The 25780-nt window shown below is 63.8% G+C and carries 30 protein-coding genes and 1 tRNA gene; 16 read left to right on the top strand and 15 right to left on the bottom strand.

All coding sequences use genetic code 11. The features are described from left to right. Positions 1-693: a CPBP family intramembrane glutamic endopeptidase gene (locus F8197_RS20420; protein WP_152883364.1), complete on the top strand. Its 693-nt coding sequence runs from the start codon at positions 1-3 to the stop codon at positions 691-693. On the opposite strand, the gene speD is transcribed toward F8197_RS20420, so the two are convergent. The 5 genes from speD to F8197_RS20400 are packed head-to-tail and all read right to left on the bottom strand — an operon-like array spanning position 660 to position 4228. After that, positions 660-1130 (bottom strand): adenosylmethionine decarboxylase, encoded by a 471-nt coding sequence (gene speD / locus F8197_RS20415; protein WP_373996925.1) that lies wholly within the window; start codon positions 1128-1130, stop codon positions 660-662. The two genes, F8197_RS20420 and speD, sit on opposite strands and share 34 nt — an antisense overlap. After that, entirely contained in the window at positions 1127-1303 is a 177-nt protein-coding gene (locus F8197_RS28635; RefSeq protein ID WP_019924033.1) for a hypothetical protein, read from the bottom strand. The genes speD and F8197_RS28635 overlap by 4 nt, the downstream gene beginning before the upstream one ends. After that, positions 1300-2766, bottom strand: a complete 1467-nt coding sequence (locus tag F8197_RS20410; RefSeq protein ID WP_152883363.1) for a DUF4178 domain-containing protein — start codon at positions 2764-2766, stop codon at positions 1300-1302. The genes F8197_RS28635 and F8197_RS20410 overlap by 4 nt, the downstream gene beginning before the upstream one ends. Positions 2767-2780: 14 nt before the next feature. Next, positions 2781-3821 carry an SPFH domain-containing protein gene (locus tag F8197_RS20405; RefSeq protein WP_152883362.1) on the bottom strand — a complete coding sequence of 347 codons (1041 nt, stop codon included), beginning with the start codon at positions 3819-3821 and terminating at the stop codon, positions 2781-2783. A 20-nt stretch (positions 3822-3841) separates the two neighbouring features. After that, positions 3842-4228, bottom strand: coding sequence for a DUF350 domain-containing protein (locus F8197_RS20400; protein ID WP_373996924.1), 387 nt, complete (start codon positions 4226-4228; stop codon positions 3842-3844). Between the two features lie 82 nt (positions 4229-4310). On the opposite strand from F8197_RS20400, the gene F8197_RS20395 reads away from it, so the two are divergent. The 7 genes from F8197_RS20395 (at position 4311) to F8197_RS20365 (ending at position 12173) form a co-directional block, all read left to right on the top strand. Next, positions 4311-5822 (top strand): polyamine aminopropyltransferase, encoded by a 1512-nt coding sequence (locus F8197_RS20395; RefSeq protein ID WP_229214510.1) that lies wholly within the window; start codon positions 4311-4313, stop codon positions 5820-5822. After that, positions 5822-7432 carry an NAD(P)/FAD-dependent oxidoreductase gene (locus F8197_RS20390; protein WP_152883360.1) on the top strand — a complete coding sequence of 537 codons (1611 nt, stop codon included), beginning with the start codon at positions 5822-5824 and terminating at the stop codon, positions 7430-7432. Before F8197_RS20395 ends, F8197_RS20390 begins: the two co-directional genes overlap by 1 nt. Before the next feature lie 35 nt (positions 7433-7467). Beyond that, positions 7468-8310: a PPK2 family polyphosphate kinase gene (locus tag F8197_RS20385; protein ID WP_152883359.1), complete on the top strand. Its 843-nt coding sequence runs from the start codon at positions 7468-7470 to the stop codon at positions 8308-8310. Positions 8311-8359: 49 nt separating this feature from the next. Beyond that, positions 8360-9817 (top strand): NADP-dependent succinate-semialdehyde dehydrogenase, encoded by a 1458-nt coding sequence (gene gabD / locus F8197_RS20380; RefSeq protein WP_152883358.1) that lies wholly within the window; start codon positions 8360-8362, stop codon positions 9815-9817. A gap of 73 nt (positions 9818-9890) precedes the next feature. Next, positions 9891-10496 (top strand): glutathione peroxidase, encoded by a 606-nt coding sequence (locus tag F8197_RS20375; RefSeq protein ID WP_152883357.1) that lies wholly within the window; start codon positions 9891-9893, stop codon positions 10494-10496. Positions 10497-10683: 187 nt separating this feature from the next. After that, positions 10684-11742 (top strand): AI-2E family transporter, encoded by a 1059-nt coding sequence (locus F8197_RS20370; protein ID WP_152883356.1) that lies wholly within the window; start codon positions 10684-10686, stop codon positions 11740-11742. Positions 11743-11813: 71 nt separating this feature from the next. Beyond that, on the top strand, positions 11814-12173 hold the full coding sequence (locus F8197_RS20365; RefSeq protein ID WP_193333492.1) for a DUF1428 domain-containing protein: 360 nt from the start codon (positions 11814-11816) through the stop codon (positions 12171-12173). 28 nt (positions 12174-12201) lie between these two features. On the opposite strand, the gene F8197_RS20360 is transcribed toward F8197_RS20365, so the two are convergent. Further along, complete coding sequence (locus F8197_RS20360) at positions 12202-12606, bottom strand: rhodanese-like domain-containing protein (protein ID WP_152883354.1); 405 nt, start codon at positions 12604-12606, stop codon at positions 12202-12204. A 121-nt stretch (positions 12607-12727) separates the two neighbouring features. Here F8197_RS20360 and ftrA point away from each other — a divergent pair, with 121 nt between their 5' ends. The 3 genes from ftrA (at position 12728) to F8197_RS20345 (ending at position 14353) form a co-directional block, all read left to right on the top strand. Next, positions 12728-13693 carry a transcriptional regulator FtrA gene (gene ftrA, locus F8197_RS20355; RefSeq protein WP_152883642.1) on the top strand — a complete coding sequence of 322 codons (966 nt, stop codon included), beginning with the start codon at positions 12728-12730 and terminating at the stop codon, positions 13691-13693. 67 nt (positions 13694-13760) lie between these two features. After that, positions 13761-14012, top strand: coding sequence for an AbrB/MazE/SpoVT family DNA-binding domain-containing protein (locus tag F8197_RS20350; RefSeq protein WP_152883353.1), 252 nt, complete (start codon positions 13761-13763; stop codon positions 14010-14012). After that, positions 14006-14353 (top strand): type II toxin-antitoxin system ChpB family toxin, encoded by a 348-nt coding sequence (locus tag F8197_RS20345; protein ID WP_373996923.1) that lies wholly within the window; start codon positions 14006-14008, stop codon positions 14351-14353. The genes F8197_RS20350 and F8197_RS20345 overlap by 7 nt, the downstream gene beginning before the upstream one ends. A 59-nt stretch (positions 14354-14412) precedes the next feature. On the opposite strand, the gene F8197_RS20340 is transcribed toward F8197_RS20345, so the two are convergent. The 3 genes from F8197_RS20340 to F8197_RS20330 are packed head-to-tail and all read right to left on the bottom strand — an operon-like array spanning position 14413 to position 17758. Next, the gene (locus tag F8197_RS20340) at positions 14413-16413 is read right to left on the bottom strand and encodes a chorismate-binding protein (RefSeq protein ID WP_152883352.1); all 2001 of its coding nucleotides are present in this window, start codon (positions 16411-16413) and stop codon (positions 14413-14415) included. Between the two features lie 8 nt (positions 16414-16421). Continuing rightward, positions 16422-16997 (bottom strand): nucleoid occlusion factor SlmA, encoded by a 576-nt coding sequence (slmA, locus tag F8197_RS20335; protein ID WP_152883351.1) that lies wholly within the window; start codon positions 16995-16997, stop codon positions 16422-16424. A 35-nt stretch (positions 16998-17032) separates the two neighbouring features. Next, complete coding sequence (locus tag F8197_RS20330) at positions 17033-17758, bottom strand: pyrimidine 5'-nucleotidase (RefSeq protein ID WP_373996922.1); 726 nt, start codon at positions 17756-17758, stop codon at positions 17033-17035. 33 nt (positions 17759-17791) lie between these two features. Between F8197_RS20330 and F8197_RS20325 the strand changes: the two genes are divergently transcribed. Further along, positions 17792-18721 (top strand): TraB/GumN family protein, encoded by a 930-nt coding sequence (locus tag F8197_RS20325; RefSeq protein ID WP_082488764.1) that lies wholly within the window; start codon positions 17792-17794, stop codon positions 18719-18721. A gap of 24 nt (positions 18722-18745) precedes the next feature. On the opposite strand, the gene F8197_RS20320 is transcribed toward F8197_RS20325, so the two are convergent. Next, positions 18746-18820: transfer RNA gene (locus F8197_RS20320), tRNA-Thr, on the bottom strand. Positions 18821-18874: 54 nt separating this feature from the next. Further along, positions 18875-19768 (bottom strand): acetylglutamate kinase, encoded by an 894-nt coding sequence (gene argB, locus F8197_RS20315; RefSeq protein ID WP_026637672.1) that lies wholly within the window; start codon positions 19766-19768, stop codon positions 18875-18877. A gap of 162 nt (positions 19769-19930) precedes the next feature. Between argB and F8197_RS20310 the strand changes: the two genes are divergently transcribed. After that, positions 19931-20140, top strand: a complete 210-nt coding sequence (locus tag F8197_RS20310) for a cysteine-rich CWC family protein (RefSeq protein WP_082488763.1) — start codon at positions 19931-19933, stop codon at positions 20138-20140. Between the two features lie 37 nt (positions 20141-20177). Here the strand turns inward: F8197_RS20310 and F8197_RS20305 are convergent, their stop codons facing one another. Then, positions 20178-21512: a PHB depolymerase family esterase gene (locus tag F8197_RS20305; protein ID WP_227012332.1), complete on the bottom strand. Its 1335-nt coding sequence runs from the start codon at positions 21510-21512 to the stop codon at positions 20178-20180. Positions 21513-21650: 138 nt separating this feature from the next. Next, the gene (locus tag F8197_RS20300; RefSeq protein ID WP_056142569.1) at positions 21651-22067 is read right to left on the bottom strand and encodes a hypothetical protein; all 417 of its coding nucleotides are present in this window, start codon (positions 22065-22067) and stop codon (positions 21651-21653) included. A gap of 87 nt (positions 22068-22154) precedes the next feature. Between F8197_RS20300 and F8197_RS20295 the strand changes: the two genes are divergently transcribed. The 3 genes from F8197_RS20295 (at position 22155) to F8197_RS20285 (ending at position 24703) form a co-directional block, all read left to right on the top strand. Continuing rightward, positions 22155-22364 (top strand): DUF1289 domain-containing protein, encoded by a 210-nt coding sequence (locus F8197_RS20295; RefSeq protein WP_026637671.1) that lies wholly within the window; start codon positions 22155-22157, stop codon positions 22362-22364. Between the two features lie 100 nt (positions 22365-22464). Further along, positions 22465-23418 carry a nitronate monooxygenase family protein gene (locus F8197_RS20290; RefSeq protein ID WP_152883349.1) on the top strand — a complete coding sequence of 318 codons (954 nt, stop codon included), beginning with the start codon at positions 22465-22467 and terminating at the stop codon, positions 23416-23418. Positions 23419-23500: 82 nt separating this feature from the next. Continuing rightward, complete coding sequence (locus F8197_RS20285) at positions 23501-24703, top strand: tetratricopeptide repeat protein (protein ID WP_193333491.1); 1203 nt, start codon at positions 23501-23503, stop codon at positions 24701-24703. Here the strand turns inward: F8197_RS20285 and F8197_RS20280 are convergent, their stop codons facing one another. Both F8197_RS20280 and F8197_RS20275 read right to left on the bottom strand, forming a co-directional pair. Next, positions 24704-25285 carry a hypoxanthine-guanine phosphoribosyltransferase gene (locus F8197_RS20280; RefSeq protein WP_056143175.1) on the bottom strand — a complete coding sequence of 194 codons (582 nt, stop codon included), beginning with the start codon at positions 25283-25285 and terminating at the stop codon, positions 24704-24706. Positions 25286-25371: 86 nt separating this feature from the next. Continuing rightward, the gene (locus F8197_RS20275) at positions 25372-25731 is read right to left on the bottom strand and encodes an MmcQ/YjbR family DNA-binding protein (protein ID WP_373996921.1); all 360 of its coding nucleotides are present in this window, start codon (positions 25729-25731) and stop codon (positions 25372-25374) included. Positions 25732-25780 lie beyond the last annotated feature (49 nt).

Below are 25780 nucleotides of genomic sequence, written 5' to 3'. Positions count from 1 at the left end.
ATGATCGCAGTTCCCGTTGCCACCCTGGCCGGCTTGCTCGTTGCGCTCGGCGGCACGTCGGTGTTAGCGCTCATCAAGTCACGCAACAAGCTCGCGCCGATCAAGGCCGCGTTTCATTTGTCGTCGATGTGGGGCCTGGCGCTGGCGGTGGTGGCGATTGTCCTGTTCTGGGAACGCAGGTCTCTGACCAGCATCGGCATCGAAGGCGGCCACTACGGCGCCTGGGCCGCCGGCGCCCTGATCGGCCTGACCATGATCACCTTTACCGTGCTATCGCTGCACCTGGCTTTGCAGCGCGGGCGCAGCGCGATGCCGGAAAGTTCGGCCCAGGGCCTCAAGCGCCTGACCGACATGCCGCTGTGGTTCCGCTACGCGGCCGTGATCACGGCTGCCATCACCGAGGAAATCCTGTTTCGCGGTTATCCGATCGAACGACTGCAAGAGTTGACCGGCAACATCTGGCTGGCGGCAGCGATGCCGTTATTGGTGTTCGTGCTGGCGCACCCGGGTGGCTGGTCGGCGGGCCACCTGGTGGGTGTGCTGTTCGGCGGCGTGCTGCTCACCGGTCTCTATCTCGTCACGCGCGACCTGGTCGCGTGCATGATCACGCACGCGCTGATCGACTCGACCATCATCTTTTTGCCGGCGTTGCTGCGCCGCTATGGCAACCGGACGGCGGGCGGTGACCGATAGATCGACTGCACGCTGTGTGCAGACGGTTGCAAGGCCTGCACCACGATAGCAAGCGCTAACTCCGGCTGCGCATCGCCGCACATGAAGATGTCGGCAGCAGCAAAGCCGCACTCGGGCCAGGTGTGGATCGAGATATGCGATTCGGCCAGCAGCACCACGCCGGTCACGCCCTGGCCGTCGCCGAAACCGTGAAAGTGGCTGTGCAGCACGCGCGCGTTGGCCGCCTCGGCGGCCGCGCGCAGCAGGGCGTCGAGCGATTCGCAGCTGCACAGTTTTTCAGCAGCGATGCCACCGAGATCGGCCAGCACATGGGTGCCGGTCGGGCGGTGCTTGAGCGTCGCAGTCGCAGTCGCAGTCGCAGTCGCCGCCGCGTGCGCAGCTGGTACCGGCACGATGGCGATGTCTGGCACGCTGGCCGGTAAAACCTCGCGCTTCACTTGTGGCCTCCGCCGCCGGAGCCATTGCCATAGCTGCCGCCGCCGCCACCGAACGAGCTCCACGTGCTGCCGCGATAATTGGACTTGTCGCGGTCGCCCGAGACGGCGCGCACCCACGAGGCGCCCGACGTGGCCAGGGTGACGATGACGGCGTACAGGAAAAATTTGCTCATGACTTGTCGTTGTTATCGAGGAAGGTGGCCGGCAAATAAATGGCCAGCGCGCCCAGGGCGCTCAGGTACCAGGTCGATGAAAAATTCATCAACATCGGCAAGGCATTCACCACCAGCATGAACATGATGATGTACTTGGCCGCATCGCGGTGGCGGTTGCGCGCGAACGGCTTGGCGCCGACGGTGGCGTTGACCTTGCCGTGGAACTGGGCGCCGAACCATGCGCGCATCTGGTCGGCCGGCACCGGGGCGGAGCGCGACCACGTCATTTCGTGTTCGGTCGTCTCGCGCGCCAGCTTGATCTGGCCGGATTCGTATTCCTCGACGTGGGTGACATCGCCGACGGCCACGCGCCAATTGAAGGCGCCGGCAGCCCAGGTGACGGTTGAACCGTATTCGTACAGGCTCTTGTAGCGCACGCGGTCGATCACCACGTTATCCGCGCCAGGCTGGTACTGCAGCGGCCACTCGGCCATGACGGTGGCGCCGGACCAGCCTTCGTCGGTCTCCACCAGCCACGAAAAGCCGGCGCGGGCGCCGTACAGCAGGTACTCGGTCCACTCGGTGCCTTCGTCATCGGCGCGGCGCATCACGCCGATGATGGTGAAATCCTGGCTGTTGATGTTGGCGGTGGCGCCAAGTTCAATGGTGGTCGCCACCTTGGCTACCTGTTCGCCGGCGGCAAGCACCTGCGCCTTGGGACTGGTGGCGTCGATCTGCGCCTGGCAGGCGGCGCAGACCAGGGTGGTGGTCACGCCGGGCAGGTACTTGATGGCGCTGCCGCACGACGGGCAATCGAGGGCGGCCAGCTTGCCGCGATAGCGGCCGGCCGCGCGCAGGATGGTGTCTTCGTCGCGCAGCAACTGCGGTTGCAGGCTGTCGAGGGTGACGGCCGCGCCGGTGTACACCACCGGGGCGCCGTCGGAATAATCGAGCGTGATGAATTCTTTACCACGGCGGAAATCGGCCACTTTGGATTGATAGCCGTCGCCTACGCGGAACGGCAGCTCGCCTTGGCCCCCGACGCAATCGGCCACGCGGATTTCGGCGGCCGTGTAGGGCGCGCCGTTGATGTCGTAGTTGCGGCCCGGTTGCAGCTGTTCGAACGCCGGCAGGCGGGCATCGCCCTTGAATTCGGCGGTGATCGTGTACAGGCCGGAGGAGTCGCCGAGCCACGCCGTGGCGCCATCGTCGAACAGCAGATACCACTCGTTCCACATGCCGGCCGCATAGCGCAGCTGGATGCGGCCGATGACCGTGAACGGTCGACCGGCCAGCACGCCGGCGGTGCCGATCTGGATCGGCGAATAGTCTTCCAGCACCGCCGACATCTTGCCGAAGTATTTGACCGTGTCGGCGTCTTTGAGCACGGTGGTGGCGCAGTACTCGCACACGGCCACCACCGACGCGTGCGAGCGGAATGTGACTTCCGCGCCGCAGCTGGGACAGGAGACGATTTGCATGTGGTTCTAGGTAGTTAGCCGATCAGTTTTTTCAGCAGCTCGGCCTTGGTGCTGTCGTAGTCGGCAGCCGAAATCAGGCCCTTGTCGAGCAGGCCCTTGAGCTTTTGCAGGCGCGCCTCGATCGAGTCGTCGGCCGGTGCTGCGGCAGCCGGCGCCGCAGCGGGAGCAGCGGCGGGCGCCATCGACGCCCCCATCGCAGTGCCCATGGCCTGGCCCACCGTCATGCCGGCGCCGAGGCCCGCACCGATGCCGGCCAGCCCCCCTTCGTTCTGCGCGGCCAGCGGAATCGCGGTGGCGGTCTGATAGCGGGTAAAACCGGTCATCTTGTCGGCCGAGAGGCCGCCCTTCATGCCGGCCGAGATGCGGTCGTCGAGCGCGGTTTGCAGTTCCTCGGGCAGGCTCACGCTGGCGACGTTGAATTCATCGAGCCCGATGCCATAGCGGCCGAACGCTTCGAGCAGATCACCCTTGACCTGCTGCGCCATCAGCGCCTGGTTGGCGGCCATGTCGAGGAACGGTACGTTGGAACTGCCCAGCGAGCTGGCCATGGACGCCATCAGGATGCCGCGCAACTGCTCTTCGACCTGGTCGCGGGTGTAGGTGTCGCGCGTGCCGCTGATCTCCTTGAAGAACTGGCGCGGATCGCTGACGCGGTACGAGTACATACCAAAGGCGCGCACGCGGATCATGTCGAAGTCCTTGTCGCGGATCGTGATCGGCTGCGGCGTTCCCCATTTGCGGCCGGTCTGCACGCGGGTGCTGAAAAAATACACGTCCGACTTGAACGGCGAATCGAACAGCTTGTCCCAGTTTTTCAGGTTGGTCAGCAGCGGCAGGGTTTGCGTGGTGAGCTTATGGGTGCCGGGGCCGAAGACGTCGGCGATTTGTCCTTCGTTGACGAATACCGCCATCTGCGACTCGCGCACGACCAGTACGCCGCCGTTCTGGATTTCCTGGTCCTGCATCGGGAAGCGCCAGGCCAGCACGCCGTCCACTTCCTCGTTCCATTGCAGTACGTCGATAAACTGCTTCTTGATAAAGCTGCCGATGCCCATGGTGGACCTCCGTTCAAATGTCAGGAAATGCAGGCGCCGTTGATGACGCCGATGGAAATGGCGATCGCGCCCAGCAGGCCGCCGAACGCCGTGTTGTTGCCCTCGATCTGGTCTTTGGCCATGTTCAGCACACGCGTGGTGATGGCGTAGGCCAGCATCTGCACGACCATCGCGCCAAAAGCCCAGGCGAAGAACTCCTGGTAGCCGAGCGTGTGCATCAGCGCCGAACCGACCGTGATCGAAAAGCCGATCAAGGCGCCGCCCAGCGACAAGGCGGCAGCCTGGTTGCCCTGGCGGATCAGCAGCACCTCGTTGTACGGCGTCATGCGCGTGTACGCGGCAAAGAACACGGCCAGCAGCATGGCTGCCAGTAAAAGATGGATCAGATAATTGAGGATAGCTGGCACGGCGCGCTCTCGCAGGTTAAAGTGATGGCGAAATTGCTAACGAAGCAGCATGGTAGTGCATAAAAAGGCCAAAAGAAGCGCAATGAACAAAAAAATCCTGATCTTGTCCGTATTCGTCGTGGCGTCGTGCGGCCTGGCGTATGAACTGATCGCCGGCGCCCTGGCCAGCTACCTGCTCGGCGACTCGGTGCTGCAATTTTCCACCATTATCGGTTGCTACCTGTTTGCCATGGGCGTGGGCGCGCATTTTTCGAAGTACGTGCGCGACGAGGACGTGATGGCGCGCTTCGTCGATATCGAACTGGCGGTGGGACTGGTGGGCGGCGTGTCGGCGGCGGTGCTGTTCCTGACGTTTTCGTGGAGCGCCGCGCCGTTTCGCGCCATGCTCTACACGATGGTGTTCCTGGTCGGCGCGTTCGTGGGCATGGAAGTGCCGCTGGTGATGCGCGCGCTCAACGCGCGCCAGACCGACTTCAGTGAACTGGTCAGCCGCGTGCTCACGTTCGACTACCTGGGTGCGCTGGCCGTGTCGCTGCTGTTCCCGCTGGTGATGGCGCCCAAGCTGGGACTGGTGCGCAGCGGTTTTGTCTTCGGCATGCTCAACGTGGGCGTGGCCCTGTGGACAATTCGGGTGTTTCGCACAGAGCTCACCAACGTTACCGGCCGCATGCTGCGCGCCAGCGCCGTGTTCTTCCTGCTGGTGTGTGGCTTTATCTCCGCTGACCGCCTGACCTACTGGGGCGAGCATGGCCTGTTCGGTGACGAAATCGTGTTTGCCACAACCACGCCGTACCAGCGGCTGGTGGTCACGCGCTGGAAGGACGATCTGCGTCTCTACATCAACGGCAATTTGCAATTCTCGTCGCGCGACGAATACCGCTACCACGAGGCGCTGGTGCACCCGGTACTGGAACCGCTGCCATGGGCGAAACGCGTGCTGGTGCTGGGCGGCGGCGACGGCCTGGCGCTGCGCGAGATCCTGCGCTACAAAAATATCGAGCACGTCACGCTGGTCGATCTCGACCCGGCCATGACCGGCGCGTTTGCCACCCGTGCGGAACTGGTCAAGCTCAATCACGGTTCGCTTACCGACAAGCGGGTACGCGTGGTCAACGCCGATGCGGCGATCTGGCTCCAGCAAAACGACGACATGTTCGACGCGGTGATTGTCGACTTTCCCGATCCGTCGAGCTTTGCGCTCGGCAAGCTGTACTCGGTGCCGTTCTACGGCATCCTGAAAAAACACCTGGCCGCCAATGGCCTGATGTCGGTGCAATCGACGTCGCCGTTCTTCGCGCCGCACGCCTACTGGACCATCGACGCCACGCTGCGCGAAGTGGGCATGAAAACCTCGCCGTATCACGCCTACGTGCCATCGTTCGGCGAATGGGGTTTTGTGCTGGCCAGCCCGCAGGCCGACTACACGCCGCCGACCAGTTACCGGCTGCCGATGCGCTACCTGAACGAAGCGACCACGCGCGAAATGTTCATCTTCCCGCCCGATATGCAGCCGCTGCCGATGGCGCCCAATCGCCTCAACACGCAGTCGCTGGTACACGAGTTCGAGCAAGACTGGCGCCGGGTGATCCGCTAATGTTGCGCCGATCCTTTCTGGTATGGGGCGGCATGGCCGGCCTGGCCGCTGCCGGCAGCGTGGCCGGTTTCCAGCGCTGGCAGGAGATCACACCGGTGCTGCACTACCCGGGCCGCGACGAGGGCCATTTTCTGCGCGACCGCAAGGCGCTGCCGCCGCCATCGGAGGTGATCACCACCGACATCGCCATCCTCGGCTCCGGCGTGGCAGGCCTCACGGCCGCCTGGAAGCTCAATAAGCTCGGCAAGACCGACATGCTGATGATCGACGGCCCGCAAGCGTATGGCAACGCCGCCGGTGGCGCCTTCGGCGACCTCGAATACCCGACCGGCGCCCACTACCTGCCGCTGCCGTCGCCCGAGTCGGTGCACGTGCGCGAAATCCTGGCCGACCTGGGCATCATTCAGAAGGACGCCTTCGGCGACCAGCCATATTACGATGAGCGCTTCATCCTGCACGCGCCCGAAGAGCGGCTGCTGCACGAGGGCCACTGGCAGGAAGGCTTCATGCCCACCGAAGGCGTGCCGCAGTGGGAGCTCGACGAACACGCGCGCTTTTTCAAGGAAGTGGAGCGCCTGCGCCAACTGCATGGCGCCGACGGCCGCCGCGTGTTCGTGTTCCCGACCGTGATGTCGTCGGAAGATCCGGTATGGACGGCGCTCGACCGCATCACGCTCAAAGCCTGGCTGGAACAGAACGGCTACCGCTCGCCCACCTTGCACTGGTACCTGAACTACTGCTGCCGCGACGATTACGGCACCCGCTACGACCAGGTGTCGGCATGGGCCGGCCTGCACTACTATTGCAGCCGCTGGGGCAAGGCCGCCAATGCCAATGACGGCACCTGGCTGACCTGGCCCGGCGGCTTGCAGCCGTTGGTGCGCGGCATGGAGCAGTCGTCAGGTATCCAGCGCCATGCCGGCACCTGCATCTCGCTCAGGAAAACCGCTACCGGTGTCGAGGCGCTGTGCTTCCGGTTAGAGGCCGGCAAGCCGGCCACGTACCTGGTGCGCGCCCGCAAGGCCATCTGCGCCATGCCGACCTACGTGGCCGCGCGCGTGGTGGAAAACATCGCCGGCTATGGTTTCGATCCGGCCCGGCACATTCCCGAATATGCGCCGTGGCTGGTGGCCAATTTCCTGCTCAAGCGTTTTCCCGACGAGCTGCCCGGCCAGCCGCTGTCGTGGGATAACGTGGTTTATAGCGAGCCGGGACTCGGTTTTGTCGTCTCCACCCACCAGGATATCCGTGTGCGCCCGCCCGAAAAAACCGTGTTCAGTTCCTACGTGGCGCTGTCGGATCGCCAGGCGGTGAACGCGCGGCGCTGGATGGTGGCGGCCAGCCCGGAGGAACTGCTGGCGCTGGCCAGCGCCGATCTGAAAACCGCGTACGGCGCGCAGCTCGCATCATGCGTGGAGCGGGTGGACATCACCTTGCGCGGCCACGCCATGAGCGTGCCGTGGCCGAACTTCCGCAGCAATACGGGCATGAAGGCGCTGCGCGAGGCCGATGGCAGCATCCTGTTCGCGCATGCCGATTTGTCGGGGTTTTCGGTATTCGAGGAAGCGGCGTGGTGGGGTTATCGGGCGGCGACACTGGCGGCAAAGTGATAAGCTGGCCCATCGACAAAAACATAAGACACGCCATGACCCACGACGCCCGCAAGCGCTTTCTAGCACCCGCGAAACCCAAGCTGCGCGACGAAGACGCCGGCAACAGCGTGTTCTCCAGCCGCGCCGCCAATCCCGACTTGAGCAAGTCGAAAGCCAAGGCGCTCGACAACGAACGCACGGCCGGCCTGATCTCGCGTATTTCCGATTTGCAGGACCGCCTGTACGCGGTGCACCAGCATAAAGTGCTGCTGGTATTGCAGGGCATGGACACCTCCGGCAAGGACGGCCTGGTGCGCGCCTTGTTCAGTGGCGTCAATCCGATGGGCGTGCGCGCGGTGGCCTTCAAGGCGCCCACCGACGCCGAACTGGCGCACGATTATTTGTGGCGCGTGCACCAGCACGTGCCGGTCAAGGGCGAGATCGCGATTTTCAACCGCAGCCACTACGAGGACGTGCTGATCACCCGCGTGCAGGGCATGATCGATGACGACGAATGCCAGCGCCGCTACGCCCACATCCGCGACTTCGAGCGCATGCTGGCGGAAACCGGCACCGTGATCATCAAGGTATTCCTGCACATCTCGCACGAAGAGCAGCGCGAGCGCCTGCAGGAGCGGCTCGACGATCCCGATAAGCAGTGGAAGTTCGATCCCAACGATATCGAGCAGCGCAAGAAGTGGGACGACTACGTCAAGGCGTACGAGCACGCGATCCGCGCCACCAACACCGACTACGCGCCTTGGTACATCGTGCCGGCCGACTCCAAGGTGCACCGCAACCTGGCCATCGCCAGCCTGCTGCTGGAAACCCTGGAAGGCATGGACTTGCAGTATCCGCCGCCGCACCCGGACCTGTCCTCGTTCACCGTCGTGTAAATCACGATTTTTTCGGCTATGGCATAGTGGTTTTTTGAGGAGAACCACGATGCTGCAACTGAAAGATCCATCGCTGCTGCGCCAGCAGGCGTACATCAACGGCCAGTGGGTTGATGCCGACAACGGCGCCACCGTGGCAGTGACCAATCCCGCTACCGGCGAACAGATCGGCACCGTGCCGGTCATGGGCGCAGCCGAAACCCGGCGCGCCATCGAGGCCGCCAACGCCGCCTGGCCCGCCTGGCGCAAGAAAACCGCGCGCGAGCGCGCGCTCATCCTGCGCAAGTGGAATGACCTGATCCTGGCAAACACCGACGACCTGGCGCTGTTGATGACGGCCGAGCAGGGCAAACCATTGACGGAATCGCGCGGCGAGGTGGCCTATGGCGCGTCGTTCATCGAGTGGTTTGGCGAGCAGGCCAAGCGCGTGGCCGGCGAGACGCTGGCGTCGCCGTCTGCCGGCCAGCGCATCCTGGTCACGCGCGAGCCGATCGGCGTGTGCGCCGCCATCACGCCGTGGAACTTCCCGATCGCCATGATCACCCGCAAGGCCGGACCAGCCTTGGCGGCGGGCTGCCCGATGGTGCTCAAACCGGCGCAGGCCACGCCGTTTTCCGCGCTGGCGCTGGCCGAACTCGCTGCGCGCGCCGGGGTGCCGGCTGGTGTGTTCAGCGTGGTCACCGGCAAGTCCGGCGACGTAGGTGGCGAAATGACCTCGAATCCCATCGTGCGCAAGCTGACGTTTACCGGTTCCACCGACATCGGCCGCCTGCTGATGGAGCAGAGCGCGCCCACCATCAAGAAGCTGTCGCTGGAACTGGGCGGCAATGCGCCGTTCATCGTGTTCGACGACGCCGACCTCGATGCGGCAGTCGAGGGCGCGATTGCGTCGAAGTACCGCAACGCTGGCCAGACCTGCGTGTGCGCCAACCGCCTGTATGTGCAGGACAGCGTGTACGACGTCTTTGCCGAAAAGCTGGTGGCGGCCGTGAAGAAGCTCAAGGTGGGCAATGGCGTCGAGGAGGGCGTGACGCAAGGGCCGCTGATCGATGCCAAGGCCGTGGAAAAAGTCGAGCAGCACATTACCGACGCGCTGGACAAGGGCGCCCGCGTGCTCACCGGCGGCAAGCGCCATGCGCTGGGCCACAGCTTTTTTGAACCCACCGTGCTGGCCGATGTCACCAGCGACATGCTGGTCGCGCGCGAGGAAACCTTCGGCCCGATGGCGCCGCTGTTCCGCTTTAAAACCGAGGAAGAGGCGATCGCGCTGGCCAACGATACCGAATTCGGCCTGGCCAGTTATTTCTATGCGCGTGACGTGGGCCGCATCTGGCGCGTGTCCGAGGGCCTGGAAAGCGGCATGGTCGGCGTCAACACCGGTTTGATTTCGAACGAAATCGCGCCGTTCGGCGGCGTCAAGCAATCGGGCCTGGGCCGCGAAGGTTCGCACCTCGGCATCGACGACTACCTGGTCGTGAAATACCTGTGCCTCGGCGGTATCGCGTAAATTGCACAGCAGTCGGACAAGGGGCGGGCATTTGGCATAGAATGAATTTTCTTTCATTCTTGCCCACTCCACCATGTCCAAGATCCTTGCCCAATTGTGCGCTGCCTCGTCCCTGACCCTGCTGGCGGCTACCTCCGCCTTGGCCCAGGCGCCCGCCGCTGCCGCCGCTGCGCCTGCCGCCACCGTGGCGCCGGCCAGCTGCCCGGCCATCCTCAAGCAGAACTTCAAGCGCCTGCAGGACGAGGCGCCGCAGGACCTGTGCCAGTACGCGGGCAAGGTGATCCTGGTGGTCAATACCGCCAGCTACTGCGGTTTCACCAAGCAGTACGAAGGCCTGGAAGCGCTGTACGCCAAGTACGGAAGCAAGGGCCTGGTGGTGCTGGGCTTCCCGTCGAACGACTTCGGCCAGCAGGAACCGGGCAGCGCCAAGGAAATCGCCGACTTCTGCTACAACACCTATGGCGTCAAGTTCCCGATGTTTTCCAAAACCGTGGTGTCCGGTAAAAATCCGAACCCGCTGTACGCCGACCTGATCAAGGCTACCGGCAAGGCTCCGGCGTGGAATTTCCACAAATACCTGATCGGCCGCGACGGCAAGGTGCTGACCAACTTCGGCAGCAAGGTCACGCCCGAAGACAAGCAGCTGGTTGGCGCCGTCGAAAAAGCGCTGGCTTCCTGACGGACCGGTGCGGTACGGGCCGGTTCGGTCACCATGCCGCATAAAACTGGTTTCATGCTGCTCGTCACCAACTAGCATGTCCGCGTAGTGCTTTGTGTGCGTCTGCGCACCGGGCGCTGCGCCTGATTGTTATTGCCACTGGTCAATCGTGGTTTAATCGGTGGCGACTTACACCACGAGATGAACCATGCAACCATTTACCTTCCAACAAAAAGTTTTTCTTGCCCTGCTGGGCATCATCACCATTGCCTTCATCTGGATCCTGATTCCTTATGGCGGCGCGGTCTTCTGGGGCGTGGTGCTGGCGATTATCTTTGCGCCCGTGTACCGCTGGCTGCTGCAACGCACGCGCAACAAGCCCAACCTGGCAGCGTTGCTGACCTTGCTACTGATCCTGGTGATGGTGATCCTGCCGCTGACGCTGATCGCGGTGTCGATCGTCAACCAGGCCGCTGCGGTGGTCGAGATGATGCAATCGGGGCAGATCACGGTGGGCATGTTCTTCGCCAAGGTGATGGCCGTGCTGCCGGACTGGATGATCAACCTGCTCGACCGCTTCCATCTGACCAGTTTGACCAACTTGCAGGACAAGCTGACCGAAGGCGCGGCGCAAGTGAGCCAGGAAGTGGCCAAGCGCGCCATCAACTTCAGCCTGTACACGATGGATTTTCTGACCAGCCTGTGTATTGCCATGTATTTGCTGTACTTCCTGCTGCGCGACGGCGACAAGCTTGCCAAGCGCATTCGCGAAGCCGTGCCGCTGAGCCGCAAGTACAAGCAGCGCCTGTTCCAGAATTTTACGACCGTGATCCGCGCGACCGTCAAGGGCAACATCCTGGTGGCGATCGCCCAGGGCGCGCTGGGCGGCCTGGCCTTCTGGTACCTGGACGTGAGCGCACCGGTGCTGTGGGGCGTGCTGATGGCCTTCCTGTCGCTGCTGCCGGCCATCGGCGCGGCGCTGGTGTGGGCGCCGGTGGCGATCTACTTCCTGGCGACCGGCTCGGTGTGGGAAGGCGTGGGCCTGACCATCTATGGCGTGGTGGTGATCGGCCTGGTCGATAACATCCTGCGCCCGCTGCTGGTCGGTAAAGATACCAAGATGCCCGACTACGTGGTGCTGCTGTCCACCGTGGGCGGCATGGCGCTGTTCGGCCTCAACGGTTTCGTGATCGGCCCGGTGGTTGCCGCGCTGTTCATCGCGGCCTGGGATTTGTTCGCCAACGCCAGCGAGTTCCACCAGGAATAAAAGCCCACGCCGCTTGAATTGCAAAGGGGCGTCGCCTAACCTGACCGTTCAACCATTTTATGGAGGCGGTCATGGCGTATGTCGATGGATTTGTGATTCCGGTCCCCCACAGCAAGCTGGAGGACTACAAGAAAATGGCGGCGGCAAGCGGCGCGATCTGGAAGGAATTCGGCGCGCTGCAATTTCGCGAGACGGTGGCGGACGACGTCAAACCGGGCGAGCACACGTCGTTCCCGCAGGCGGTGCAATTGAAGGACGACGAAGTGGTGGTGTTTTCCTGGATCGTCTATGCCTCGCGCGCCGCCCGCGATGAAATCAACGAAAAGGTCATGAAAGACCCGAGGCTGGCCGAATTCATGCAGCCGGAAAACATGCCGTTCGACGGCAAGCGCATGATTTACGGCGGCTTCGAGATGATCGTCGACCTCTAGCGGCTCGACGAACCGGCGCAGGTGTCCGCTATGGCAGCTGCGCCAGCGCGAACCCTTCGTCGAGCCAGCCGGTGACGCCGCCGATCATCAGCTTGACGGGGCGGCCCAGCCGGGCCAGCCGCACGGCTGCGCGCGCCGCGCCATTGCAGTGCGGACCGGCGCAATACACCACGAACAAGGTATCGGGCGGATATTGCGCCAGCTTGCCGGCGACGATCTTGCGGTGCGCCAGGTCGCGCGCGCCCGGCACATGGCCGGCCGCGTATTTTTCCGTGCCGCGCACGTCGAGCAGCACGAAGTCCGGCGCGCCGCCGGCCAGCGCCTCGTGCACATCCCAACAATCGGTTTCAAAGGTAAAGCTGGCCTCGAAGTGGACAAGGGCGGCAGCGCTAGGGGCAGCTGGCACGGCGGCAACGACGGAAGGCTGGGACATGGCAAACTCCTGGTGTGGTGATGACGCCATTGTGCGGCCGCTCGGCGTTGGCCGGCAGTGGCGTCTATGCCATGCTGCGGTAAGATTGCGACATGAAAACAGCGCCATGAAAAACCGCACCATGAAAAAACACCTGGTGGTCGCACTGGCCTACGACCGCCTGTGCACCTTCGAATTCGGCTGCACGGTCGAATTGTTCGCGCTTGAGCGTCCCGAACTGGGCGTGGACTGGTACGACTTTGCGGTCTGCGCGATCGAACCGGGACCGATCCGCGCGGCTGGCGGCATCACCGTGCAGGCGCCGTACGCGCCCGAGCTGCTGGCGCTGGCCGACACCATCGTCATCCCCGGCTGGCGCGACGCCGACGAGGCGCCGCCGCCCGCGCTGCTGGACCTGCTGCGCGCGGCCCACGCGCGTGGCGCCCGCTTGTGTTCGATCTGTTCGGGCGTATTTGTGCTCGCTGCCGCCGGCGTGCTCGACGGCCAGCGCGCCACCACCCACTGGCGCTACGCCGAGCGACTGGCGCAGCGCCATCCGCGCATCCGCGTCGAGCCCGACCTGCTGTACGTGGATAACGGCCAGGTGATCACGGCGGCCGGGTCGGCTGCGGGCCTGGACATGCTGCTGCACCTGGTGCGGCGCGATTACGGCGCGCGCGTCGGCAACATGGTGGCGCAGCGGCTGGTGATCGCGCCGCATCGCGAGGGCGGCCAGGCGCAGTTCGTGCCGCGCCCGGTGGCGTCCAACGAAGGCGGCCGGCTGTCGCGCTTGCTCGACTGGTTGCGCGGCAACCTGGCGCTGCCGCACACGGTGGCCGCCATGGCCGAACGCGCGGCCATGAGCCCGCGCACCTTGCAGCGCCAGTTCCAGCAGGCGACCGGGCTGGGACCGGTGGACTGGCTGATCCGTGAGCGCATCGCGCTGGTGAAGGAACTGCTGGAAGCCCCCGAAGTGCCGCTGGCGCAGGTGGCCGAGCGCAGCGGGTTCGGTTCGATGGAATCGTTGCGGCACCATTTCCGGCGGGTGGCGGGGACCACGCCGGGGGCGTATCGGCGGCGGTTCGGGCTCGGTGGTCAGCATCGGTGAGGCGTCAAGAATATCTTTGACAATGCCAATTACACGAATCTACAATGTATCTACATCAGGAGGCCTTATGGAATTATCCATTCAGAAATGGGGCAATAGCGCAGCCGTGCGTTTGCCTACCGAGTTGCTGGGCCTGCTCAAGGTAACGTTGGGCGATAAGCTCAGTGTCAATGTGCTGCCCGAAGGGGTGCTGCTGAAAGCCGCCCGCCCGTCGTATTCGCTGGCTGACCTGGTGGCGCAATGCGACCTTTCTGCGGCGGAACCGGCCGATATGGCAGCCTGGTCCCACATCAAGCCAGTCGGGCGTGAAGCGTGGTGAGCCGTAGTAAATTTGGACGCGGCGACATCGTCATGGTCAGCCTCGATCCCACCGAAGGACACGAGCAAAGAGGCATGCGGCCAGCCTTGGTGCTCTCCACCAGCGCGTTCAACGCACTGGGCGTGGTCCTGGTCGCGCCCATCACCCAAGGCGGCGACTTCGCACGCCATGCCGGCTTCGCCGCTTCCCTGAGCGGCGCCGGCACCAAAACACAAGGTGTCGCTTTGGTCAACCAGGTGCGCATGCTGGACCTGGAGGCAAGAAAGGCAAAGCGTGTCGAGACCGTACCGGAGTATGTGGTGGAGGACGCGCTGGCCAGGTTGCGCGCGATTACCGACTAAGCCACCCGCCGCTCGGGTTGATGCCCCTCTGGCGGTCGCAGACCAACGGCGCTTCGCTGCTACAGCGTGGCTTTCATCGCGCCGCGCAGGGCGTTGCACACCACCAGTTCCTCCGCGCGTTCCAGCATCTCGCGCGTGATCACCGCCTCGCTGGCCTGCCACGCCGGGTCGTCGAGCAGCACGCTGCGCATCACGCCCGGCAGCACGCCGCAGTGCAGGGCCGGTGTCAGCCAGCGGCCATCGACCTTGACGAACACGCTGCTGCGCCCACCTTCGGTCAGCTCGCCGCGGTCGTTGAAAAACAGCGTATCGAACGCGCCCTGCGCTTCGGCGTCGCGCCAGGCGTTGTCGTAGCGGGTGCGGATGCTGGTCTTGTGGCGCAGGAACAGGTCGCCGGCAGCGGTGGTGTCGGGCGCCAGCAGTACCCGTACCGGCTCCTGCAACGGCGCCAGCGGCGCGTGCTGTACCGTGAACGCACCCGATTGCGCCAGCGCCAGCCGCAGGCGGAATGCCGCCACGGCCGCCAGCCCGTTACGCGCTTCGTCCGCCAGCATCGAGCACGCTGCGTCCAGGTAGGCGTTGGCTGCCTTGTCGTCCCACGCGAAACCGAAGTACGCGGCCGATGCCGCCAGGCGCCGCAGGTGGCGCGCGCGGTGCTGCACGCCTTGTTCCGGCGTGACCAGCATGGTCTCGAAAATCTCGAAGCTGTTGGGCAGTCCCGTCAAGAAGCGCGCCTTGAGGCGGCATTCGTCGTATTCGTCGCCGCTGGCGCTGTCGTACACGATGCCGGCGCCCACGCCCATTTCTCCTAGCGCCACGCCGGTGGCGGCATCGGGCGCGTCCAGGGCCAGGGTACGGATCGGTACTGCCAGGCAGAAGTCGCCCACCGTGCTTGGGTTGGCGTCAGTCGTCGGATCGAACCAGCCGATGGCCCCGGTGTAGATGCCGCGCGGGTCGGGTTCGAGTTCGCCGATGATTTCCATGGCGCGGCGCTTGGGCGCGCCGGTGATCGAGCCGCACGGGTACAGCGCCTCGAACACCTGCGCCAGCGTGGCGTCGGAACGCAGACTGGCGGTGATGGTGGAGGTCATTTGCAGCACGCTGCCGTAGCGCTGCACGTCGAACAGCGCCGGCACCTGCACGCTGCCGGTTTGCGCCACGCGCGCGATGTCGTTGCGCAGCAGGTCGACGATCATCAGGTTTTCGGCGCGGTTTTTCGGGTCCGCCGCCAGCGTGCGCGCGCGTGCCAGGTTGTCATCCGCGTGCGTGTCTGCCTGGGTTGGCGGTGCGGCTGGCGCCGTGCCTTTCATCGGCCGCGCAGTGAGTACGCCGCCCGCGTGGCGCACGAACAGTTCGGGCGACAGCGACAGCACCGCCGAGCCGTCCTCACACTGCACCAGCGCGCCATACGGCACCGGCTGGCGCGCGCGCAGCCGCGCATACAGCGCGTGGATGCCGCCAAACGCGTCAAAGCGCAGCCGCATGGTGTAGTTGACCTGGTAGGTGTCGCCAGCCTCGATGTACGCGTGGATGCGCGCCAGCGCGGCGTCGAAGGCCGGCTGGTCGATATTGGCGCGCACGTTGGCGATACCGGCCGGGCGCGCGATCGGGAATGAACGCGCCGCCAGCCAGTCGCCCACTTCGGCCGCCGTTTTCAGTTCGCACCGGCGAAACAGCAGCACCTGCGCCAGCGGCGCCGGGGCGGTCATTGCAGCCGCAGCAGGCCCGTGCACCGACGCGGCCGCAGTGGACGAGCCGTCCGGGATGGTGGGCGTCTCGCTGCCGGTCGCGGCAGGGCGGCGGTGCGATGTGCCGGGCCGCCCGTCAGCGATGCCCAGCAACGCTACTCCGAGCTCGTAGCTGCACAGCGTGACCGCGTACTCGCCGCGCGCCAGCGCTGCCTGCATGGCGTCCAGCACTTGCCGCCAGTCGCCGATGGCGTCGCAGCGCAGCGTAGCCACGTGGTCGGTGTACAGGCGTGAGGTCGCGGCGACGGTGACGCCGTCGAGCAGCGGGCTGGCGTCATCGAGCAGGGCGAAGCATTCGGCGGTCATGGACATCGTTGTGGTTAGCCGAGCAGCAGCGCGATCTGCAGCGGCGCGTCCTGGGTCGGGTTGTTCCTGAAGCCGCTCTTGGCGTAGCGGTGCCAGCGGCCGATGACGAAGCTGGCCAGCATGGCCGCGCGCGGCGCCACTTCTTCTTCGCGCCCGTGGCCTTCGGTGGCGGCCACGCGCAAGGCCTGCTTGAGGGCCAGTTCCACGCGGTCGTAGAACTGGTTCATGCGCAGTTGCAGGCGGTCGTCTTCGTTGACCAGCGCCTCGCCGATCAGCACCCGCGTCATGCCCGGGTTCTGGCTGGCGAAGTGCAGCAGCATGCCGACGATGTCGCGCGCCTGCGTCAGGCCGTCGTCGTGGCGTTCGGCGATCTGGTTGATCAAACCAAAAACGCTGGACTCGATGAATTCGATCAGGCCCTCGAACATTTGCGCCTTGCTGGCGAAATGGCGGTACAGCGCCGCCTCGGAAAAGCCCAGCTTGCGCGCCAGGGCGGCCGTGGTGATCTTGTCGCCTTTGGGCTGTTCCAGCATCTCCGCCAGCGCTTGGAGGATGTCCAGGCGGCGCTGGCCGGGCGGTGTGCTTGCCATGTGATCTCGCGGGTAAAAAGTAAAAGTAAAGGTGGTCAGCGCAGGCGATGCAGCCGCGCCGGCAAGTTCCGGACAGATTTTACTTTGACATCGACATAAGCGGGGCGGATCAGCCTTTTTTGTGGATGGGCGAGACCGGCCGTGTCGCGCAGCGTCAGGTACTGCGTGACCCACGCGGTACGGATACCCAGTGCATGGGCGCTGCGCAAATTGGCCAGCGTGTCCTCGACCAGGATGCAGTTCGCCGGCGTCAGGCGGTGCATGCGCATCAGTTTGCGCAGCAGCAGTTTCGACGGCTTGGGCCGCAGCTGGCGGTTGACCGTCATCGCTTCGACCGCGATGTGGTGGCCGAACGAACGGTGAAGGCCCAGGTGGCGCAGCACCTGGGTGGAGTAGCGGTGCGGCGCGTTGGTCAGCAGGATCTTGCGGCCCGGCAGGCGGCGCAGCAGCTGGCGCAGCCCGCGCTCGGCGCGGATCAGCGAGGTCAAATCCTCGATGCTGTGGGTTTCGTGCAAAAAGTGCGCGGCCTGCACGTTGTGGTGCTTGACCAGTCCGAGCAGGGTGGCGCCGTAGCGGCGCCAGTACTGGGTGCGCGCGGCATCGACCACGGCGTCGCTGGCGGGCGTGATGCCGTCGCCCAGCACGCGGGCGATGTACAGGTTCATATTGGCCACGATGGCCGGAAAAATAGCGTACGAAGCGTTGTGCAGCGTGTTGTCCAGATCAAACAACCATACCGGCGAGGAAAGAGTAGTATTCACGAGAGACGATTTACAAAGAGAGCCAAGACAGCCATGCGCCTGATTATAGTGATGTTCTACAGTTTGATCTGCCTGCTGGCCGGGCCGGCCCGGGCCGAAGCACTGGCGCCGGTCGCCGCGCCGGCGGCCACTACTACCCCCAATCGCGGTGCGCTGTTCAAGGTGGAGCAGGGCGGGCGCACGCTGTACCTGTTTGGCACCATCCACGTGGGTACCCGGGATTTCTATCCGCTCGAGCCGCGCCTGGCCGGTGTGCTCAAGCAGGCGCCGGTGCTGGCGCTGGAGATCGATCCATTGGGCGACCAGCAGCGCCTGGCCCGTGCCCTGCAAAAATATGGCCTGGCGCTCAAGGGCGGCGCCTCGATGGCGTCGCTGTCGCCGGCCTGGCGTGCGCGCCTCGACCGCCTGCTCAAGCAGTACCAGATCGCGCCCGAGTCGGTAGCCATGATGCGGCCGTGGATGTTGGCCAGCATGCTCACGGTGAGCGAATTTGCGGCGCAAGGCTACGATCCGTCGCTGGCGGTGGACAGCTACCTGTCGCGCCAGGCCCACGACAACGGCCAGAAAGTGATCGAACTCGAATCGCCCGAAGCGCAAATGTCCTTGTTCGGCAAGCTGTCCACCGCCGACCAGGTGCTGTTCCTGCAGGAGGCGATTGCCGGCATCGAAGACAAGGAGCAGGCCGACCAGTCGCGCGAAATTGCTGATGCCTGGCGCCACGCCGACGTCAAAGCGCTCGACGCGCTGGCGCAAAAATCGGCCACCGACGACAGTTTTTCGGGACGCTTCGTGCAGAAGGTATTGCTCGACGGGCGCAACCCGGCACTGGCCGACGCCATGGTGCGCCTGATGGCGCGCGAAAACAACAGCCTGGCCGCAATCGGCGTGCTGCACCTGGTGGGCAAAGGAAGCGTGCCGGAACTGCTGCGCAAGCGCGGGCTGAAGGTCGAGCGGATTTACTAGGGCGGGGAGGGCACTACAGGAAGATGGTGCCCTTTACGTGGATTGAACACGTGGCCTCTCCCTTACCAAGGGAGTGCTCTACCACTGAGCTAAAAGGGCAAACAAATGTGGCGAATCACTTCAAATACCGGCGCGAAGTGCGTCGCCGTTTTTTCAGTGAGACCGGATCATAGTTCCAAATGCCTGTTCGGTCAATACTTCGAGCAATAAAGAGTGCTCGATGCGACCGTCGATGATGTGCACGGTGTTCACGCCCGACTTGGCTGCGTCCAGCGCCGATGAAATTTTAGGCAGCATGCCGCCCGAGATCGTGCCGTCGGCGAACATCTCGTCAATCTCGCGCGCCGACAGGTCGGTCACCAGGTTGCCCTGCTTGTCCTGCACACCGGCGATATTGGTCATCATGATCAGCTTTTCGGCTTTCAGGATCTCGGCGATCTTGCCGGCGACGACGTCGGCGTTGATGTTATACGCCTGGCCGTCCTGGCCGAAACCGATTGGCGAAATGATCGGAATGAAAGCGTCGTCCTGCAGCGCTTTTACTACTGCCGGGTTGATGGCGTCGATCTCGCCGACGAAGCCGATGTCCAGTGTCTGGCCCGGATTGTCCTTGTCGGGCATGGCCATCTTGCGGGCGCGGATCAGGCCACCGTCCTTGCCGGTCAGGCCCACCGCCTGGCCGCCGTAGTGGTTGATCAGCATGACGATGTCCTGCTGGACTTCGCCGCCCAGCACCCACTCCACCACTTCCATGGTTTCTTCGTCGGTGATGCGCATGCCCTGCACGAAGGTGCCTTGCTTGCCGATTTTTTTCAGGGCGTTGTCGATTTGCGGACCTCCGCCGTGCACCACGACCGGGTTCATGCCGACCAGCTTGAGCAGGATGACGTCGCGCGCGAAGCCGTGTTTCAGGCGTTCGTCGGTCATCGCGTTGCCGCCGTATTTGATGACGATGGTCTTGCCGTGGTAATTGCGGATATAGGGAAGTGCCTCAGCCAGGATCTGCGCCTTGATCTGCGGGGACACCGCGGTCAAATCGTCATTCATGCCTAAGTTAAGGTGAGAAAATTGGGTCATGGCGAGTCCGGTAAAGAAAGTGCAGCAATTTTACAGCCTGCGGCTGCGGTCAAGCACGCATTATAGGGCCATCTGGTTGTATTTTCAGCGTTCATCGGCTAGTCTGGCCGCCACACCGATCAAGACTGACCTATGAGCAACTGCGCGCGCTGCGGCGCCACCTTCTCCTGCGCGATGGCCGATACCGGCCCGGCAACCGCCATCCCGGCGCCGCCGTGCTGGTGCACGTACCTGCCGCCGGCAGTGCCGGTGCCGGACAGCGCCGCCACTGCCGAAACCATCGGCTGCTGGTGCCCGGCATGTCTGGCGGCGCGCATCCAATTGCTGAAAGGGACTCGATAAACCGTAGCGAGCGGATCGCGCAGTTTTGCGAGGTCCTTTAACTGACGGTTCGGAAGAAACGCAGCATCTCGCGGCTGGCATCGGGGCCGCGCGAGTCGGTGTACGTGCCATGTTCGCTGCCGCCCGACCAGGCATGGCCGGCGCCGTGCACCACCCAGTGTTCGCCGAGCGGCGAGCCGTCGGCCCTGGTGTGCGTGGTTTGCGTGTAGCGGTAGCCGTTCGGTACCGCGCCCGATTGCACCGCCGGATCGGTGTCAATGCTGTGCAAATGCTGGGCCATCACCTGCTCGCCGTTGCGCGGGTTGACGGTGGTGTCGCTGTCGCCGTGGAACACGATGATCGGTTGCGAACCGTTGCCGGCCTTGGGCACGTTGGCGTTGCTGGCGCCGCGCTTCATGGCCGACAGTGCCGACGGCAAATCCGTGGCCGACGCGAATGGCAAGCCCGAATGCACGCCCACCGCCGCAAACAGCTCCGGGTACAAGGTGCCGACGATGACCGCCATGGCGCCGCCGGCCGACAGCCCGGCCACGTACACCTGCTGCGGATTGACCGCATAGTCGTCGCTGATTTTTTCAGCGATGCCGGCGATGATCGACGGCTCGCCCTGGCCACGCTGCTGGTCGATCGAATTGAACCAGTTCCAGCATTTCGACTGGTTGGCGCCGGAGGTCTGTTCCGGATAGACCACCAGGCAGCCTGCTTCCTCGGCGACCTGGTTCATCTGGGTGCCGGCGGCGAAATCGTCGGGGTTCTGGGTGCAGCCGTGCAGCATCACCAGCAGCGGCATCGGCTGGCCGCTGTAGGTCGACGGGATGAACAGCTTGTAGTTGCGGCTGCCCGCGTGGTTGGCATAGCTGCCGGTTTCGAAGCGCGCACCGGCGGGCAGCGGCACCTGCGGCGTGTGCACGCCCGGGTGGCGCAAGGTGCCGAGGTCGATGCCGCGCTCGAAGCTGGCCGTCAGATCGATCTTGATGCCCATTTTTTCCAGCATGTCCTGCGCGTAGGCGGCGGGATTGATGGCGGGGTTGGGGGCGGCCGCCGGTGCAGCGTCGACTGCGGGCGCGGCTTGCGCTGCCTGCTGCGGTGCCGCTTCCGGTGCGGGCCTGGATTTGGGCTCCGGCGCCGGTTGGAAGTTATGACGTGTTTCGTCGGCAGGTGCTGCCACGGCGGCCGCTTCCACGGCGGCCGTATCCACGGTGGCCGTATCCACGGCGGCCGTATCCACGGTGGCCGTATCCACGGCGGCCGCTTTCACAGTAGCTGCTGCCGGTGGCGGCGTGGCGGTTTTGGCCGACGTGTAATCAGGCGCGGGATTGAGGTCGCGCATGCCGCCCGGTGGCGCCTTGGGCGACGGTTTTGGGGTGTTCATCCGTTGTTCCTGAAGTTTTTGCTGTTGTTGCATCATGCTTTCGACAGCCTTGTGCAGCATCGCGGTGGCGCCCTTGCGGACGAGCTTTTGTGCTGCCTGTCGCATATGCGACATGAATGGAAGTTTCATGGTGTTCCCTTAGTGGTGGATGCGTGGCGCCAGGGCGGTTTTCAGTACCGCGCTGGCATGCAGCGAACCTAAAACGAAAATCGAGTCGATTGTTGCCAGCGCCAGTTCGACCGTGACGTCGCTGGCAATGCTGGCCAATCCCAGTACCTGGATGTGCAGCCGTTCGCCGGCTTCTCGAATGGCTTCGAGGTCGGCACGCGTGTAATGCTGCATGCCGAGCACCAGGCTTTTGCGCGCCACCGTCTGCTTGACGACGTCGGCGTGCTGGTTCAACTGGTTGCGGATCGCGGTGCGGATCAAGTCCGTCCGGTTCGAATAAAACCCCTCTTGCACCAAGAGGTCGATCTGGCCCAGGTCGATCGGGCCGAGGTTGATCGTGATCTTTTCCGAGTCGGCGGTCTTCAGTTTTAATTCTTGCTTGGCCATATGTCTCCATCCATTTACCATCTACCTGGATGGTAGTATAAGGACGATCTGCGGCAAATCAAGCAGCGCACGTGCATAATGTGGGTCATGAGTGCGCCACCTAACCCTATCCCTTCTCCTTGCGTGAGCCTGTGCAAGATGGACGTCGAACGCCAGTACTGCATGGGCTGCCTGCGCACCATCGACGAAATCATGGCCTGGTCCAAGGCCGACGACGCCTACAAACAGGCGGTGTGGGTGGAAATCGCCCGCCGCAGGGACACGGTCTCGTTTGATGAGGATGGTTTCCTGCGCTGAAATAGAGCATGGCCCCTATTTTTGGCACGATCGTACTTTTTTCGATCTATAATCGCCCGACCGATTTTTCGATCCGATCAACCTTCTCAGCGAGTTCGCCATGGCCCTGCCTGCAGTGTTGCAAAACCTCTCACTTCCCGTCATCGCTTCACCGATGTTCATCGCCAGCGGTCCGGCGCTGGTGGCGGCGCAATGCAAGGCCGGCATCGTCGGCTCGTTCCCGGCGCTCAATGCCCGTCCTGCCGAACTGCTCGACGTGTGGCTGACCGACCTGAAAAAGGAACTGGCCGACTACCAGGCCGCCAATCCCGATAAAAAAGTGGGCCCGATCGCGGTCAACCAGATCGTCCACCAGTCCAACGACCGCCTGGCCCACGATGTGGAAGTGTGCGTCAAGCACCAGGTGCCGATCATCATCTCGTCGCTGCGCGCGCCGCCGAAAGAGATGCTCGACGCCATCCACAGCTACGGCGGCATCGTGCTGCACGATATCGTTTCGATCCGCCATGCGGAGAAAGCGCTGGAAGCCGGCGTCGATGGCCTGATCCTGGTGGCGGCCGGCGCCGGCGGCCATGCCGGCACGCTGTCGCCGTTTGCGCTGGTGGGCGAAGTGCGCAAGTTTTTCAGCGGCCCGATCGCCCTGTCCGGCGCGATTGCCACCGGCGACGCCATCCTGGCCGCGCAAGCGATGGGCGCCGACTTTGCCTACATCGGCTCGCGCTGGCTGGCCACGCAGGAGTCGAATGTGAGCGCTGACTATCGCGACGCGATCGTGGAATCAACGGCTGCCGACGTCATCTACTCCAACCTGTTTACGGGCGTGCACGGCAACTACCTGAAAAAATCGATTGTTGCGGCCGGCCTGGACCCGGACGCGCTGCCGCAGTCGGACAAGACCAGCATGAATTTCGGCTCGGGCAGCGCCAAGGCCTGGCGCGACATTTGGGGTGCCGGCCAGGGCGTGGGCCTGATGAACGATATCCCGACGACGGCCGAGATGGTGGCGCGCCTGAAGCAGGAGTACGACGCCGCCCGCGCCCGCCTGGCGCTGTAACACCAGGTAAATTATCTCAACGGTAATCTTTTTCGGTTGCCGTTAAGCTAAGATGGTTTCATCCAATCACGGGGAAACCATCTTGAAGATCTCCCACGCCGTTGCCGCCATCACTCTGGCGTTGCTGTCCACTGTGTCCACCGTGTGCGCCGCGCAGGTGAATATGAAAATGAACGCGGCAGCCCAGCCCCTGTTCGACGAGGCCCAGGTGCTGTCGAGCCAGGGCAAGATGCAGGAAGCCCTGGCCAAGTACTCGGCGGCCGCCAAGGCCGATCCGTCGTCGTCGGTGCCGCTGTCCCAAATCGCCGAGTTGTTCCGCCAGGCGTCCGAGCAGGCCCAGGGCGAGCGCCAGGTCAAGCTGCGCCAGCAGGCGGAATCGCTGGTGTCCCAGATCCTGCAAAAGTTTCCCGACGAGCCGCTGGCCCACGAGGTGCAGCGCAAGCTCAGGGACAATACGCCACCGCCGCTGCACAAGGCCAGCGCGGCCGCGCAGGCGGAAATGGACCTGGGCGAAACCGCCTTTGCCCAAAACAAGATGGATGTTGCGCTGGCCCATTACGAGCGCGCCGCTGCCATCGATCCCGGTTATTCCATGGCCTGGGTGTATGCGGGCGACAGCTACTATGCGCAGAAAAAATATGCAGAAGCGGAAACCCGTTACCGCAAGGGCGTGGAGATCGAGCCGCTCAATTCCCAGGGCTGGCGCTACCTGTCCGATGCGCTGGCATTCCAGGGCAAGCGCGGCGCAGCCGAGGATGCGTTGTTCGAAGGCATCGCCGCCCAGCCGAGCCAGGTACCGAACTGGATCAAGCTGGCGCAGTTGCGCGATGCGGCCGGCTACCCGGTCACGCCGCTCAAGCTGGTGCGCAAATCGTCGGCCAGCCTGGGAGCGGACGGCAAGCCCGTGGTCACCCTCGACCCGGAATTCTCCGGCGCCAACCCCAAGGCCACCGATGGCGCCCTGTGGCTGTCGCTGGGCATCCAGCAAAGCACCGATCTGATTGCACAAAAAGATGGCAAGGCCAACGCCACGACGCTGGCCGCAGAAACGGCCAGGTGGCGTGCAGGATTCCAGGTGGTGAATGAAGTCACGGCCAAGGGGGCGCCCGAGCTGCAAGACCCGGCACTCAAGACCTTGCAGATGCTCGACAAGGATGGCGAACTCGAGACAGCATTGCTGCTGCTTGACTACCGCGAAGCATGGCGCCCCGAGCTCGAAGCCTGGAAGCGCGACAATCCGAACGGCATCCGCAAGTTCGTCGATAAATACGCGCTGCGGCCCTGATTACGTCTGCTGCAGTTCTTCGGGGCGGATCGCCCACAGGCCCGGCAGGTTGCGCCAGTAGCCGTAGGCATCCATGCCGAAGCCGACCACGAAACGGTTCGGAATGGTCAAACCGACAATGTCGGCATTGACCGGTTTGGTCTTGCCGATGGCCTTGTCCGCGAACACGGCCAGGATCACTTCCGCCGCGCCCATGTCCAGCAGGCGCTGCTTAACGTGGGCCAGGGTTTCGCCTTCGTCGAGGATATCGTCGAGCACGATCACGGTGCGGCCCGCCACGTTGGAGCGCGGTACCACTTTCCACACAACTTCGCCACCCTTGTCTTCGTCGCCGTAGCGGCTCACGTGGATATAGTCGAACTCGAGCGGGAAAGTCAGCTGCGGCAGCAGGTTGCCGGTAAACACCACCGCGCCGCCCATCACGCCGAGCACCAGCGGAAACGCTTCGGCCTCGGGGTGGTTGTAGCGGGCGTTGAGGTTGTCGGCCATGGCCGTAACAGCGGTGTCCACGTCTTGCTTAGTGAACAGCTCTTCCGCGTTTTGCAGCAGCGCGCGGGCGCGATTATGGTGGAAATCTTGCATGATTTTCTCGGTAGAAACGATACTCGCCATTATCCTTCATCTGGCGAATTCCTGCGGCAAAGTTGGCTATTTGCAACTCGACCGGATTAAACGTTGGCGCCGCCCAGTATCTCGCGTTGCAGTTTTTTGGTCAGCTTATTCAATATTAATTCATGGGCCCTGGTAATCAAGCCGGTTAATTCCGCATCGCTCAGGCTTTGAATATCCTCGATGCGTATCCATTTGGCGCGCGCTAGGTAGGGCGCGGGAATAATACCGTCGCGGTCGGTTAATCCGAGAAACAAATCGTCATCCACTTTCAAACTCAAACGCGTAACTTTATGGCCGGTATCGGTGGCTGCAAACATTTTGCCGCCCACCGAAAACACCAGCGTCGATTCCCATTTTACGTCTTCGGTCGCGCCCGGCAGGGAGCGGCACAGCGCCTTGGCTTGTTCGAGCTTCACGGTGGTCCTCGCAGTCTGCATTGTCCGCCGATTATACCGGGCGGGCTGC

It is taken from the genome of Duganella sp. FT27W (genome assembly GCF_009295655.1).
Classification (GTDB): Bacteria; Pseudomonadota; Gammaproteobacteria; order Burkholderiales; family Burkholderiaceae_D; genus Rugamonas; species Rugamonas zoogloeoides.
This window is presented reverse-complemented; position numbering and strand designations above follow the sequence as displayed.